We start from the raw sequence: 13,459 nt of genomic DNA on the forward strand, positions 1-13,459 counted from the left end.
CGTCGGGGTCGCCGCACGAATCGGGGTCCGGGACGGTGGCGGCAGCGTCGCCCAACTGGCCGCCGGTGGAGCTGAATTCGGTGTCGTCCGCCCTCTTGTCAAAGGTTAGGGAAGTTTCCTAACTTAATGTCATGTCCGAGACACCACGGCACTCCCGACGCGACCTCCTGCGCGTCGGCGCGGCGGGCGGAGCGGCCTTCGCCGGCGGCCTCCTGCTGCCCGGCACCGCCCGGGCCGCCGCCCCGCGCCCCACCGCCCTCGACACCCCGCCCCTCCCCACGCCCCGGAGCGACCGGACCGCCGGGTCCGCGCTGCGGCCCTTCGGCCGTCACCTCGCCTTCGGGGCCGACCCGTCCCGCCAGGTCGTCGTCTCCTGGCAGGTGCCGGACGCGGTGACCGCCCCCTTCGTCCGGATCGGTCTCCGGCCCGGCGACTTCGGCGCCCCGGTCGCCGCCGAGGTCCGCACCCTGGTCAGCAAACTCGCCTGGCAGCACCCGGTCGAGGACCAGCCCCTGATCAAGCCCACCACCGTCACCCAGTACTACCTGCACGCCCGGGTGGACCAGCTGATCCCGGACACCACCTACTACTACGTCGTCGGCCACCAGGGCCTCGACCCCGCGGGCCAGGGCGGCCGACTCGGCGACGTGGCGAGCTTCCGCACCGCGCCCGCCCCCGGGCGCGGCGCCGGGTTCACCTTCACGGCCTTCGGCGACCAGGGCATCGGGTACAACGCCGCCGCCACCGGCAACCTGATCGCCGGCCTCGACCCCGCATTCCACCTCCACATGGGCGACCTGTCGTACGCCAACAGCGGAGGCAGCGGCAAGACCGGCGACGCCTACGACGCCCGCCTGTGGGACTCCTTCTTCGTGCAGAACGACCCCGTCGCCGCGCGGACCCCGTGGATGGTGGCGGTCGGCAACCACGAGATGGAGCCGTGGTACGGGCCCGACGGCTACGGCGGCGTCCGCGCCCGGTTCACGATGCCCGACAACGCCTGGAGCCAGTCGACCGGCATCTACTCCTGGCGCTACCAGAACGTCGGCCTGATCAGCCTCGACGGCAACGACGTCTGCTTCAACACCCCCGCAAACCTCGACTACACCAAGGGCAAGCAGAAGAAGTGGCTGGACAGCCGGCTCGCCGAACTGCGGGCCGACCCCGGCATCGACTTCATCGTCGTCTACCTGCACCAGTGCACGTACTCCACCTGCCACGACAACGGGGCCGAACTCGGCGCGCAGCAGGACTGGGCCCCGCTGTTCGACAAGTACCAGGTGGACCTGGTGCTCAGCGGCCACAACCACGTCTACGAGCGGACCGACCCCATCCGCGCCGGCAAGGCCACCCGCAAGGTCGCCTCCGGGGACACCGTCAACCCGGTGAAGGACGGCACCACGTACGTCGTCGCGGGCGGCGGTGGCGGCGGGCTCTACACGTTCCCGGCCTCCGACACCTACCTCGGGCACGAGACCAGGAACGACGCCCCGGTGCCGATGGTCGTCTCCAACCGGAGCGGCCACGAGCAGACCGTCAAGGTCGGCTGGTCCAGGGTCCGTTACACCGGCTACTGCCTGGTGGCGGTCGACGTGACGCCCGCCTCCGGGGGCGCGCCCGCGCGGATGGAAGTGCGGTCCGTCACCGAGGACGGCACGGCCGTGGACCGGGTCACCGTGCAACGCGGCTGACGCGGCCGACCTGGCCGACCCGGCTGACCCGGCCGACCCGGCCCGCACCGCGGCGGCGCCCAGAAGCAGTCCGACGGAGCGCCGCGCTTCCGAGAGTTATGACAAATCGTCACATACCGTGCGACCCGGAGCCGTGGCACGACCACGGGCCTTCGTCATGACCTCAGTTCCTCAAGGAAGCAGATCGCCGTGCAGAAGCTCACTCGTATCGTCGTCGCGACCGCGCTGGCCACCGCGGCCCTGGGCGCCCCCGCCGCATCCGCCGCGCCGCACGGGGGCGGCCAGGGCCGTCCCGACGGCGGCCACCACGCCGTCTTCGTCCAGAACGACAACCCGGCGGGCAACCAGGTCATCGCCTACCGGCGGGCGGACGACGGACGCCTGACCCCGGCCGCCACCTACGACACCCACGGCCTCGGCGGACAGCTGGACGGCTCCGTCGCCGACCACCTCGCCTCCCAGGGCTCCCTCACCTACGACCCCCGGCACGCCCTGCTGTACGCGGTGAACGCCGGAAGTGACACCGTCACCGTCTTCTCCGTGGACGGCGACCGTCTCACCCTGCGGCAGGTGGTCGACTCCGGCGGCCGCTTCCCGGTGAGCGTCGCCGTGCACGACGACGTCGTCTACGTGCTCAACGCCCTGGACGGCGGCTCGATCCAGGGCTACACCGTCCACGCCGGACGCCTCCGTGCGGAGTCCGGCTGGAACCGCCGCCTGGGGCTCGACCCGAACGCCACGCCCCAGTTCACCAACACCCCCGGGCAGGTCGGCTTCACCGGGGAGGGCTCCCAGCTCGTCGTCACCACCAAGGCGAACGGCAGCAGCCTCCTGGTGTTCAACCTCGACCGCTCCGGCGCCCCCGCGGACGCGCCCGTGGTCACGAGCCTGCCCGGCGCCGTGCCGTTCGCCTTCGTGCCCAACGGCGCGCACGGGCTGTTCCTGGCCGAGGCCGGCACCAACGCCGTCGCGACCCTCGTCATCCACCGCGACGGCTCGGCCTCCCAGGTGGCGCAGGCGCCCACCGGCCAGTCGGCCACCTGCTGGATCGTCGGCGTGCGCGACCTGCTGTACGCGTCCAACGCGGGCAGCTCGACCCTCACCGGGTTGCGCACCGCCGACCGCGGCCGCCGACTCACCGTCCTGGGCAACACGCCCACCGACCCGGGCACCGTCGACGCCGCGGTCTCCTCCAACGGGCGCTTCCTCTACGCCCAGACCGGGGTCAACGGCATCGTCGACGAGTTCGCGATCAACGACGACGGCTCCCTCACCGCGCTCGGTTCCCAGACCGTCCCCGGCGGCGTCGGCGGCGAAGGCATCGTCGCCTTCTGACCCGGACCGTCAGCACCGCTCCCGCCCCGGTGCAGCGTCCTCGCTGCGCCGGCGGCGGAGCCGGTCGCGCCCCTTCGCCGCCCGGTGGGCGGACGATCGTGGCCGGGGCCGCTCCTCCTCGGGGACCGCTCCTCCTCGGGGGCCGCTCCTCCTCCGGGGCCCGGACCGGAGCATGGACGCCGGAACAGGAATGTCGGTAGCTTCCGCCAACTAACGATAGTCCAGCCACTGTTGGGCCGGCGGACCCCCGCACGGGCGGGGGTCCACCGGTCCACTGCGGCCTGACGGGGCCGGCCCCGTCAGGCCGCCTCGGACTGCCACGGGCTGTGCGCCGCGACCTGGGCGCGCAGTCCGCGCAGGGCCCGGGCGGAGGCGATGCCGACCGCGCCGGTGACCCGTCCGTCGCGCACGCAGGCGGCGGCGAACCGGTGCTCCTGCGGGTCGCCGTCGACCACCTCGAACCGGTCGGCGGCTCCGGGGTGGCCGTACGCCTGGACCCGCAGCCCGTACTGGTCGGTCCACAGGTACGGCACCGGTGCGTAGGCCTGGCGGGTCCCGTCCGGGCCGGCGAGGAGGTTCCGGGCGGCGTGCAGGGCCTGTTCGGTGGCGTTGGTCCGCTGTTCGAGGCGCCGGTGGCAGCCGGTGCGCGGGTCGGGCCAGCTGGCGGTGTCACCGGCGGCCCAGACGCCGGGGCCGGCGGCGCAGTGGACGTCGCAGACCACGCCGCCGTCCAGACGCAGGCCGCTGTCGGCGAGCCAGTCGGTGTCGGGCCGGGAGCCGATGGCCATCAGGACGGTGTCGGTCGCGAGGTCGGTGCCGTCGGAGAGGCGGACGCCGGTGGCGCGGCCGTTGCGTCCGAGGACCCGGGTGGCCGTGCCCCGGTGGATCCGTACGCCGTGCCGGCGGTGCAGGCCGGTCAGCAGGGCGGCGGTCTCGGTGCCGAGGACCGCCGCCAGCGGGGTGCCGGTGGAGACCAGCCAGGTGACCTCGGCGCCGAGCCCGACGGCGGTGGCCGCCGCCTCGGCGCCGAGCAGTCCGCCGCCGACCACCAGCAGTCGGCTCCCCGGGCGCAGGTCCTCGCGCAGGGCGAGGGCGTCGGCCACGGTGCGCAGCACGTGGGCGCCGGCCAGGGGGGTTTCGGCGCCGGGCAGCCGGCGCGGGCGGACCCCGGTGGTGATGACGACGGCGTCGCAGGGCACCTGCCGGCCGTCGGCGAGATGGACGGTGCGGGCCCGGCGGTCCAGGTGCCGGGCCCGCACCCCCAGGCGCAGGTCGAGCCGCAGCTCGTCCAGGGCCCGGGGGTCGCGCAGGGTGAGGCGGTCGGGCTGCCACTCGCCGGAAAGCAGGTGCTTGGACAGCGGCGGCCGGTCGTACGGCGGCGCGTCCTCGGCCCCGACGAGGGTGAGCCGCCCGTCGTAGCCGGCCCGGCGCAGGGCTTCGGCGGTGTGCAGTCCGGCCGCGCCGGCTCCGACGACGGCGATCCGGCGCGGAGCGGTCACGCCAGTTCCAGGCGGATCGCGGCGGCCGGGCAGACGGCGGCGGCGTCCTGGACGGCCTGGTGGAGTTCGGCGGACGGCCGGGCGTCGAGCAGGACGACGATGCCGTCCTCGTCGCGCTGGTCGAAGACCTCGGGGGCGGCGAGGACGCAGTGTCCGGCGCCGCAGCACTTGTCCTGGTCGATGTGGACGAACATCGCGTTCCTTTCGGGGGGCGGGCCGCTCGGGGCCCTGGTGGGGTGACGGTGGTGGGTGGCGGTGGCGCGGGTGCGCCTGCCTTCACCAGGCGATCGGCAGCTCGTGGACGCCGTAGATGAGCATTTCGCCGCGGAAGCGGACGTCCTCGAACGGAACGTCCAGGCGCAGTCCGGGCAGCCTGCGCAGGATGGCGTCGAGGGCGATCTGGAGCTCCAGTCGGGCGAGCGGCTGGCCGAGGCACTGGTGGACTCCGAAGCCGAACGCGAGGTGGCGGCGGGCGTCGCGGGTCAGGTCGAGTTCGTCACCGTCGGGGAACTCGCCGGCGTCGCGGTTGGCGGTGTTGATCATGCAGATGACGCCTTCGCCCGCCCGGATGCGTACGCCGCCGACCTCGACGTCCTCGGTGGCGACCCGGGTCAGGCCGGAGTGCACGATGGTCAGGTAGCGGAGCAGTTCCTCGACGGCGCCGGGGACGGACTCCGGGTGGCGGCGCAGGTGGTCGAGCTGGTCGGGGTTGCGCAGCAGGGCCAGGACGGACAGCGCGGTCATGTTCGCGGTGGTCTCGTGTCCCGCGACCAGCAGCAGCCGGCCCATCAGGCCGATCTCTTCGGTGCTGAGCTCGCCACGGGCGATCAGGCGGCTGAGGATGCCGTCGTCGGGCTCGGCGCGCTTGGCCTCGGTGAGTTGGATCAGGTAGTCGGACAGCCGCTCCCGGGCGGTGTCGACCTCCTCGGGCGAGGCGTCGCGGCGCAGCAGGATACGGCTGCACTCCTGGAAGAAGTCGTGCTCCTGGTAGGGGACTCCGAGCAGCAGGCAGATCACCAGGGAGGGCAGCGGGAGGGCGAACTCGTGGACCAGGTCGGCGCCGGTGCGCCCGGTGGTCATCCGGTCGAGCAGGTCGTCCGCGATCCGCTGGACCTCGGGGCGCATCGCCTCGACCTTCTTGATCATGAATTCGCCGGTGAGCATCCGGCGCAGGCGGGCGTGCTCGGGGTCGTCCATCCGGATGAAGGTGGGCTGACCGGCGTTCAGCTGCCGGGCGCCGGCGCTGATGAAGGGGAAGCCGGAGCGGCTGGAGTCGGAGCTGAACCGGGCGTCGGAGAGGACCGCCTTGACGTCCTCGTGGCGGGTGACCAGCCAGCTGGGGGCACCGTCCCACAGGGAGACGCGGCTGATCGGTTCCTGCTGCTGGGCCTGCTGGTACGCGGGGGGCGGGGCGAAGGGGCAGGCGCCGCGGGCGGCGGGGTGGGCGAAGCGGGTGTTCGGTGCGGCCGTGGACATGGGGGGCTCCCTTCTCGGAGCGGGAGTGCGGGCGGGGCCGGACGGACAGGCCTGCGGTGCTTCGGTGCTTCGGTGCTTCTGGTGTTGCCGGTGCTGCCGTGCTGGTCGGACGGCGGAGCAGTGACACGGCGGTGCGGCGGAGCGAGTGCGCGGCGGAGCGGGTGCACGGCGAACGGCGCGGCAGGGCCGGGCCATTTACGTGCCCTAAGCAACTAACTTACCGTCACGCTAACTCGCGTTCCGTTGTGGCGAAAGAGCCAGTCCGACGGCGAACGAATCTGTCCGAAATCCGGTCAGAGGGCTCCGCCACCACCGCCGCACGTACCGGATCGCTACAGTTCCTCCATGCCGGACGCCGAAGACCCCGCAGACGAACGGACCACCGCCTCGGAGCTGGAGGCCGTACTGGCGACACTGGCCTACCTTTTGACACGTTCGCAACACCACGAACGCCAGATGACCCGGGCCGGCATCACCGCCGCCCGCTCCGACGTCTACCTGCTGCGCGCACTGGCCGAAGCCGAGGGCAGCAGCCGGGTGGGCGACCTCGCCGACCGGCTGATGGTCAAGCCCTCCCACGTCACCCGCCAGATCGACCGGCTACAGGGCCAGGAGCTGGTCGAACGCACCCAGGACGCGACGGACCGTCGGGCTCGCCAGGTCGAACTCACCACCGAGGGAAGGGCGGTGCTCGACCGGCTGAAACAGGCCAACATCATCGGACTGGCCGGCGCACTCGACGGCGTCCCCGCCCCGGACGTCGCCGCCACCGTCAACGTGCTGCGCCACCTGATCCACCGCTACGTCCAGCGCGTGCGGACCACCATGGCCTCCGAGGGCGAGGACAGAAGGGCCGACGCGCTCCCGCCGCAAGGATGCTGACGGTTCGCCGGTCCGCCTACTCCCCCGCCCGGCCCGTCGCGTCACGCTCGGCGAACACCTCGCGGGCCGCGGCGATCCCGTTGAGCGCGGCCGGGAAGCCCGCGTAGACGGCCATCTGGACGATCGTCTCGATCGCCTCCTCCCGGGTGCCGCCGACGTTGAGCAGCCCGTGCAGGTGGACCCGCAGCTGCGGGTGGGCCGTGCCGAGCGCGGTGCAGGCGGCCACGGTGGCCAGCTTGCGGCTCTTCAGGTCGAGAGCGGGGCGGGCGTAGACGTCGGCGAAGGCGAAGTCGACGATGTGGTCGGCCAGGACGGGGGCTATGTCCGCCAGCGACGCGACCACGCGCTCCCCGGCCTCCCGGTCGACCCGGTCGAACACCGCGAGACCGCGCTCGTGCCGCTCCCCCAGGGTCTGCGCGGCGTCGGCGCCGCTGCGCGCGGGAGTGAAGTCGAGTTCCGGGCGAGCGGCGAAGGCGGCCTTGGCCACGGCCATGCCGTTGAGCGCCGCCGGGAATCCCGCGTAGACCGCCACATGGAGGACCGTCTCCACGATCTCGGCGGGCGCGACGCCCACGTTGAGGGCACCGTCGATGTGGAAGCGCAGCTGCGGCGCCGCGGTGCCCAGCGCGGTCAGGGCGGCGACGTTGATCAGCTGCCGCTGGGCGACGGTGAGGCCGGGCCGGGCGTACACGTCGCCGTAGCCGAACTCGACGGTCAGCCGGGCGAGGTCCGGGGCGATGCCGTCGAGGGCGTCCAGCACCGCCGGGCCTCCGGGGCCGGCGACCTCGCGCAGGAGGGACAGCCCCCGCACGTAGCGGTCGGCGGACGCGGACGAAACCGAGGACGAGGAGGCGGACGGAGACGGAAAACCGGACGGGGACGGGGACGAGGCAGCGGTCATGGCGGGCTCCTTGGTGAGGCTCGTGAAACACCGAGCGGCGTTACGAAACGTTTCGTAACGCCAACGAGGCTAGGATGGCCCGACCCCCTTGTCAAAACGAAACGTAACGTCACGCCTAGGCTAGACTTCCCGCCATGACCCCGCAGCCGAACCCCGAGCGCCGGAGCGAACGAGCCCGCCGCGCCATCCTCGACGCCGTCTTCGAAGTCGCCGGGGCCAAGGGATACGGCAGGACCACCATCGAGGCCATCGCCGCGACCGCGGGCGTCGGCAAGCCGACCATCTACCGCTGGTGGCCGTCCAAGGGCGCGATCGCCCTGGACGCCGTCAACGACCGGATCGGCGACTCCATGGACTTCCCCGACACCGGGGACATCACCGCCGACCTCACCGCCCAGCTCACCGCCGTCGCCGCCATGCTCACCGGCACCACCGGGACGCTCTACCGCGGCATCATCGCCGAGTCCCAGAGCGACCCCGCCCTCGCGGCCGCGATGCGCGCGACCTTCCTCGAACCGCGGATCGAGCGGTGCGTCCGCCGCCTCGACGCGGCGGTGGCCGCCGGACAGCTCCGCTCCGACCTGCCCACCCGCACGATGGTCGACGTCCTCTACGCGCCGGTCTACTACCGGGTCCTGCTCGGCGCCGGACCCGAGGAGACCCTGCGCAGCCCCCTCCTGGTCGAGACCGTCCTGGAAGGTCTCCGGCCCGCCTGACACCCTTCGGCCCGCCCGGTGCCCGACACCTGACGGGCCGCCGCCGCAGGGCAATCGGACGACTGCCCCGCAGCGGAGTCGGGCGCGGGCGGGCCGGGCGCGGACCGCTCCACGGACACGCCCCACGCCCACGCCCCCACGCCCCATCAGGTCGGCAACGGTCAGGACGTGCCGTTGGTGACGGCTGTCGCCAGGGCGCTGTCGTACCCGGCGATCGCGAAGCATCCGCGACCCGTGCGCGGGCGGTTCCCGGGCCTGCGCCGGCCCGGGAATCACGCACCTCCCGCGCCGCTTCGATGCCGCACGCTCAGCCGAGCGCGGCCTCGTGCGGGCTGAAGGTGCGGCGGTAGGCGGCCGGGGATACGCCGAAGGCCGTCCGCATGTGCGCCCGTAGCGAGTTCGCGGAGCCGAAGCCGGCCCGGTGGGCGACCAGGTCGATCGACAGGTCAGTGGTCTCCAGCAACTGCTTGGCCAGTTCGAGGCGTTGCGCGGTGAGCCACTGCACCGGGGTCATGCCGGCCTCGTCGCGGAAGCGCCGGGTGAAGGAGCGCAGGCTCATCCGGGCGTGCTCGGCGAGCCGGGTGAGGGGCAGGTCCTCGCCGAGGTGTTCCAGGGCCCAGGCGCGGGTGGCGGTGGTGCTGGCGACGGTGGGTTCGGGGACCGGGCGGTCGATGTACTGGGCCTGTCCGCCGTCCCGCCAGGGCGGTACGACGCACATGCGGGCGGCCCGGTTGGCGACCGCGGCGCCGTGGTCGCGGCGGATCACGTGCAGGCACAGGTCGACGCCGGCGGCCACGCCGGCCGAGGTGAGGACGTCCCCGTCGTCGACGAAGAGGACCTCCTCGTCGAGCTTGACCATCGGGTAGGCCTTGCGGAACTCCGGGGCCAGGTTCCAGTGCGTGGTGGCCGGCCGGCCGTCGAGGAGCCCGGCCGCGGCAAGCACGTAGGAACCGGAGCAGATGGACACCAGGCGGGTGCCGGGCCGGATGCCGGCGATGGCGGCGCCGACCTCGGGGGGCAGCGGGCCGCCGCGGGCCAGGTCGGGCATGGCGTGCGTGGGCGGGACGATCACGGTGTCCGCCGCGGCCATCGCCTCGGGCCCGGCGGCCGGCTGCACGGTGAAGCCGGCGTCGCTGAGGACGGGCGCGCCGTCGGCGGTGCAGACGACGACCTCGTAGAGCGGGCGGCCCTCGGCGTCCAGCGCGCTGCCGAAGACCCGGGAGGGGATCCCGAGCTCGAAGGGCGGGACACCGGGCAGGGCGAGCACCGCGATCCGGTGGCGCCGGGGCGGCGCTCCCGCCGGCTGCCGCCGGCCGTCCGCGCTTCCCGCCTCCGCCGCGGCCCTCACCTGCGCCTTCACCGTCGCCTTCGCCGCCGCCTGCTGCCCCTCCGCCGTCACGATGCCCATGGCCAGATCCTGGCACATAGTGGCCGGACGGCCAACACCACGGCGGACCGGGGTGCCGGATCGTGGACCGCGTCGCCAGAGCCCGGCGGCACACGGAGAGCAACGAAGAACGAGGCAGGACAGCATGCGCGCGGTGGTCGTGGAGCAGTGGGGCGGACCCGAGAACCTGGTCGAGCGGGAGGTCGAGCGCCCCGAACCGGGGCTGGGCGAGGTCCTGGTGCGGGTGCACGCCGCCGGCGTGAACCCGGTGGACTGGAAGACCCGGGCCGGCGGCGCCCTCATCGAGTGGGGCGACGTGCCGGCGGTCGGCTGGGACGTGTCCGGCACCGTCGAGGCCGTCGGGCCGGGCGTGGGCCTGTTCCGCCCCGGCGACGAGGTCTTCGGAATGCCGCTGTTCCCGCGCCAGGCGGGTGCCTACGCCGAGTACGCGGTGGCGCCGGCCCGCCACCTCGCCCGCAAGCCGGCCGCCCTCACCCACGTGGAGGCCGCGGCACTGCCGCTGGCCGCGCTGACCGCCTGGCAGGCCCTGGTGGACACCGCGGACGTCCGCCCCGGGGAGCGGGTGCTGGTGCACGCGGCAGCCGGCGGGGTCGGCCACTTCGCCGTCCAGATCGCCAAGGCCCGCGGCGCGTACGTCATCGGCACCGCCAGCGCCGGGAAGCACGACCTGCTGCGCGAGCTGGGCGCGGACGAGGTCGTCGACTACCGGACGGTGCGCTTCGAGGACGTCTTGTCCGACGTCGACGTCGTGCTCGACGGGCTCGGCGGCGAGACCGCGAAGCGCTCCCTGGACGTGCTCCGGCCCGGCGGCCGCCTCGTCACCCTGCCCGGGCCGGACGACCTGCCCGCCGCCCCGGACGGGGTGCGCGCCGTGTGGGTCCTGGTCGAGCCTGACCACCTCGGCCTGCGCGAGATCGCGGCCCTCGCCGAGCGCGGCGCGCTGAGGCCCGTGGTGGAGACGGTCCTCCCGCTGGAGCAGGCCGCGAAGGCCCACGAACTCGGCGAACAGGGCCGCACCACCGGCAAGATCGTCCTGACCGTCACCTGACCCACCGTCGCCTGCGGGTGGTGGGCCGCCTCACCACCCGCAGGCGCGCGGCAGGAGGCCCGGGTGGGCGCCGGCACGGTCGTCGCCGTCGCGGGGCTCGTCCACGCCCGGACGGTGCTCCCGGACGAGTTCTTCGTCCCCCCGTACACCCTGGCCATCGGCGACCCGGTCCGGCTGCTGGCCCCCGGGGACCCCGACGTGCCGCAGGCCATCGGCCGGCTCGGCTTCGCCGAAGTGGCCTTCGGCGCCGCACCCTCCGACGGCGACCGCCTGGCCCGCTACGAACGCATCGCCGAGGTCCGGGTGAACGAGTTCGCCGCACACCTGGAGGACCGGCCCGCTTCCGACTGACGGATCGTCAACAAGCCTTCCCAGCAGGAGCATTCGGCCTACGGGTCCGGTTCCTCCCGTTCGCGATCACGAGGAGCGTGCGGGCGGAGTCCGGCCGGGCCGGCGGCGGGGCCACGGCCGGAGCGCCGGGGCACTGGCTCAGCCGAGGGCGCGGGCTCAACCGCGGGCGCCGGCTCAACCGAGGGCCCGGTCGAGGTTGAAGGCAGCGCTGATCAGCGAGAGGTGGGTGAACGCCTGCGGGAAGTTGCCGAGTTGTTCGCCGGTCCGGCCGATCTCCTCGGCGTAGAGGCCGAGGTGGTTGCCGTAGGTGAGCATCTTCTCGAAGGCCAGCCGGGCCTCCTCCAGGCGTCCGGCGCGGGTGAGCGCCTCGACGTACCAGAAGGAGCAGATCGAGAACGTGCCCTCGGTGCCGTGCAGACCGTCCGGGCTGGCCTCCGGGTCGTAGCGGTAGACGAGCGAGTCGGAGACCAGGTCCGCGGTGAGCGCGTCCAGGGTCGAGAGCCACTTGGGGTCGGTGGGCGAGACGAACTTGGCCATCGGCATCATCAGCACGGACGCGTCGAGCACGTCGTCGCCGAGCCCTTGGACGAAGGCCCCGCGCTCGGCCGACCAGCCCTGCCGCATGATCTGCCGGTAGATCGCGTCCCGGCTCCGCTGCCAGCGCGCGAGGTCGGCCGGCAGTCCGCGGCGGTTGGCGATCCGGACGGCACGTTCGATCGCCACCCAGCACATCAGTCGCGAGTAGACGAAGTCCTTCCGGCCGCCCCGGGTCTCCCAGACGCCCTCGTCGGGCTGGTCCCAGTGGTCGCAGAGCCAGTCCACCACGGCGCCGACCTCGTCCCAGTGGGCACTGCTGATGGGCTGCCCCCACTTGTCGTACAGGTACACGGAGTCGATCAGCGCCCCGTAGATGTCCAGCTGGAGCTGGTCGGTGGCCGCGTTCCCCACCCGTACGGGGGCGGACCCCAGGTAGCCCTCGAAGTGGGACAGCTCGCGTTCGGGCAGGTCGGTGCGGCCGTCGATGCCGTACATGATCTGCAGCGGTCCGGTCGTGCCCCCGCCGCGCATGATCCCCCGCTCGGAGACGAAGTTCATGAAGGCCTCGGCCTCCGAGGTGAAGCCCAGGCGCAGCATGGCGTAGACGCAGAAGGCGGCGTCGCGGACCCATACGTACCGGTAGTCCCAGTTGCGCTCCCCGCCGACGCGCTCGGGGAGGCTGGTCGTCGGCGCGGCCACGATCGCCCCGGTCGGCGCGTAGGTGAGCAGTTTCAGCACCAGTGCGGAGCGGTGCACCATCTCCCGCCACCGGCCGCGGTAGCGGGAGCGGCCCAGCCACTGGCGCCAGAACCGGATGGTCGCCTCGGCCTGTGCCTGCGCCTCGGCGCGCGGGCAGCCTCTCGGGTGGACGTCGTCGGTGATCCGGTCGAGGGCGAACACCACGGACTCGCCTTCGAGGAGTTTGACGTGCGACCACACGTCCGTGCCGTCGCTGTCGAGCGGCGCGGTGGAGGTCAGTGCCAGGGAGAGCGACGGGGATTCGAAGACCGCCCCGTTCGCGTGCTTGCGGACGGTGTGCGGTTCGGTCCCGTAGGCGAAGCGGGGGGCTATCCGCGCCCTGAACGGGAGGACGCCGCGGACGCACAAGACCCGCCGGATCAGCCGGTGCCTGGACGCCTCGCGCGACTCGTCGACGACCGGCATGAAGTCCTGGATCTCCGCGACGCCGTCGGCGGCGTAGAACCGCGTGATCAGCACGTTGGTGTCGGGGAAGTAGAACTGGCGGGTACGGGTCGGCACCTCGGCGGTCAGCTCGAACGATCCGCCCTTGTCGGCGTCGAGGATGGACGCGAACACGCTCGGTGCGTCGAAGCGCGGGCAGCAGTACCAGTCGATGGTGCCGTCGGTCCCGACCAGCGCGGCGGTGCGCAGGTCGCCGATCAGGCCGTGTTCGGAGATCGGCGGATAGCGTGCGCCGTCCACCGGACCGAATCCGTTCCCGGACTCCATGCGGGCCTCCCTGCCGTGTCGCCGTGGGCGGGTGCGGGGATCGAGCAGACCTCGCCTCTCATGGTAGGTCGCTCCCGGGTGTTCCCGGAGGTCGAGCCGTCACCCGCGGGCACCCACGGGGAGGCGCGGGGAGGGCGCGGTTGGC

Annotated in this window: 12 protein-coding genes; 6 read left to right on the top strand and 6 right to left on the bottom strand. The window is 73.3% G+C overall.

All coding sequences use genetic code 11. The features are described from left to right. The first annotated feature begins 131 nt into the window (after positions 1-131). Positions 132-1,691 (top strand): metallophosphoesterase family protein, encoded by a 1,560-nt coding sequence (locus tag AB0D10_RS15900; RefSeq protein ID WP_360256156.1) that lies wholly within the window; start codon positions 132-134, stop codon positions 1,689-1,691. A gap of 189 nt (positions 1,692-1,880) precedes the next feature. Then, a complete protein-coding gene (locus tag AB0D10_RS15905; protein ID WP_360256158.1) occupies positions 1,881-3,026 on the top strand; it encodes a beta-propeller fold lactonase family protein in 1,146 nt (381 codons plus the stop codon). Positions 3,027-3,325: 299 nt separating this feature from the next. Here AB0D10_RS15905 and AB0D10_RS15910 read toward each other — a convergent pair whose 3' ends face one another. The 3 genes from AB0D10_RS15910 to AB0D10_RS15920 form a co-directional block, all read right to left on the bottom strand. Beyond that, complete coding sequence (locus AB0D10_RS15910; RefSeq protein ID WP_360256161.1) at positions 3,326-4,525, bottom strand: FAD-dependent oxidoreductase; 1,200 nt, start codon at positions 4,523-4,525, stop codon at positions 3,326-3,328. Next, a complete protein-coding gene (locus AB0D10_RS15915; RefSeq protein ID WP_360256164.1) occupies positions 4,522-4,719 on the bottom strand; it encodes a ferredoxin in 198 nt (65 codons plus the stop codon). Before AB0D10_RS15915 ends, AB0D10_RS15910 begins: the two co-directional genes overlap by 4 nt. Positions 4,720-4,801: 82 nt before the next feature. Beyond that, positions 4,802-6,001 carry a cytochrome P450 gene (locus AB0D10_RS15920; protein WP_360256166.1) on the bottom strand — a complete coding sequence of 400 codons (1,200 nt, stop codon included), beginning with the start codon at positions 5,999-6,001 and terminating at the stop codon, positions 4,802-4,804. Between the two features lie 345 nt (positions 6,002-6,346). On the opposite strand from AB0D10_RS15920, the gene AB0D10_RS15925 reads away from it, so the two are divergent. Next, positions 6,347-6,883: a MarR family transcriptional regulator gene (locus AB0D10_RS15925; RefSeq protein WP_360256168.1), complete on the top strand. Its 537-nt coding sequence runs from the start codon at positions 6,347-6,349 to the stop codon at positions 6,881-6,883. Positions 6,884-6,899: 16 nt separating this feature from the next. Here the strand turns inward: AB0D10_RS15925 and AB0D10_RS15930 are convergent, their stop codons facing one another. Further along, positions 6,900-7,784, bottom strand: coding sequence for a carboxymuconolactone decarboxylase family protein (locus AB0D10_RS15930; RefSeq protein ID WP_360256170.1), 885 nt, complete (start codon positions 7,782-7,784; stop codon positions 6,900-6,902). Positions 7,785-7,918: 134 nt separating this feature from the next. On the opposite strand from AB0D10_RS15930, the gene AB0D10_RS15935 reads away from it, so the two are divergent. Then, positions 7,919-8,500: a TetR/AcrR family transcriptional regulator gene (locus AB0D10_RS15935; protein WP_360256172.1), complete on the top strand. Its 582-nt coding sequence runs from the start codon at positions 7,919-7,921 to the stop codon at positions 8,498-8,500. Between the two features lie 307 nt (positions 8,501-8,807). On the opposite strand, the gene AB0D10_RS15940 is transcribed toward AB0D10_RS15935, so the two are convergent. After that, a complete protein-coding gene (locus AB0D10_RS15940) occupies positions 8,808-9,908 on the bottom strand; it encodes a helix-turn-helix domain-containing protein (RefSeq protein WP_360256174.1) in 1,101 nt (366 codons plus the stop codon). 124 nt (positions 9,909-10,032) lie between these two features. Between AB0D10_RS15940 and AB0D10_RS15945 the strand changes: the two genes are divergently transcribed. Beyond that, the gene (locus tag AB0D10_RS15945) at positions 10,033-10,956 is read left to right on the top strand and encodes an NADP-dependent oxidoreductase (RefSeq protein WP_360256177.1); all 924 of its coding nucleotides are present in this window, start codon (positions 10,033-10,035) and stop codon (positions 10,954-10,956) included. A gap of 63 nt (positions 10,957-11,019) precedes the next feature. After that, positions 11,020-11,307: a hypothetical protein gene (locus AB0D10_RS15950; protein WP_360256179.1), complete on the top strand. Its 288-nt coding sequence runs from the start codon at positions 11,020-11,022 to the stop codon at positions 11,305-11,307. A 174-nt stretch (positions 11,308-11,481) separates the two neighbouring features. On the opposite strand, the gene AB0D10_RS15955 is transcribed toward AB0D10_RS15950, so the two are convergent. Beyond that, positions 11,482-13,314: a glycoside hydrolase family 15 protein gene (locus tag AB0D10_RS15955; RefSeq protein WP_360256181.1), complete on the bottom strand. Its 1,833-nt coding sequence runs from the start codon at positions 13,312-13,314 to the stop codon at positions 11,482-11,484. Positions 13,315-13,459: the final 145 nt, after the last annotated feature.

The sequence above is a fragment of the Kitasatospora sp. NPDC048545 genome, from assembly GCF_040651155.1.
Lineage (GTDB): Bacteria > Actinomycetota > Actinomycetes > Streptomycetales > Streptomycetaceae > Kitasatospora.

Coding starts and splice junctions, on each gene's coding strand:
- AB0D10_RS15900 (WP_360256156.1), top strand. CDS start 132: ATGTCCGAGACACCACGGCACTCCCGACGCGACCTCCTGCGCGTCGGC.
- AB0D10_RS15915 (WP_360256164.1), bottom strand. CDS start 4,719: ATGTTCGTCCACATCGACCAGGACAAGTGCTGCGGCGCCGGACACTGC.
- AB0D10_RS15920 (WP_360256166.1), bottom strand. CDS start 6,001: ATGTCCACGGCCGCACCGAACACCCGCTTCGCCCACCCCGCCGCCCGC.
- AB0D10_RS15925 (WP_360256168.1), top strand. CDS start 6,347: ATGCCGGACGCCGAAGACCCCGCAGACGAACGGACCACCGCCTCGGAG.
- AB0D10_RS15930 (WP_360256170.1), bottom strand. CDS start 7,784: ATGACCGCTGCCTCGTCCCCGTCCCCGTCCGGTTTTCCGTCTCCGTCC.
- AB0D10_RS15935 (WP_360256172.1), top strand. CDS start 7,919: ATGACCCCGCAGCCGAACCCCGAGCGCCGGAGCGAACGAGCCCGCCGC.
- AB0D10_RS15940 (WP_360256174.1), bottom strand. CDS start 9,908: ATGGGCATCGTGACGGCGGAGGGGCAGCAGGCGGCGGCGAAGGCGACG.
- AB0D10_RS15945 (WP_360256177.1), top strand. CDS start 10,033: ATGCGCGCGGTGGTCGTGGAGCAGTGGGGCGGACCCGAGAACCTGGTC.
- AB0D10_RS15955 (WP_360256181.1), bottom strand. CDS start 13,314: ATGGAGTCCGGGAACGGATTCGGTCCGGTGGACGGCGCACGCTATCCG.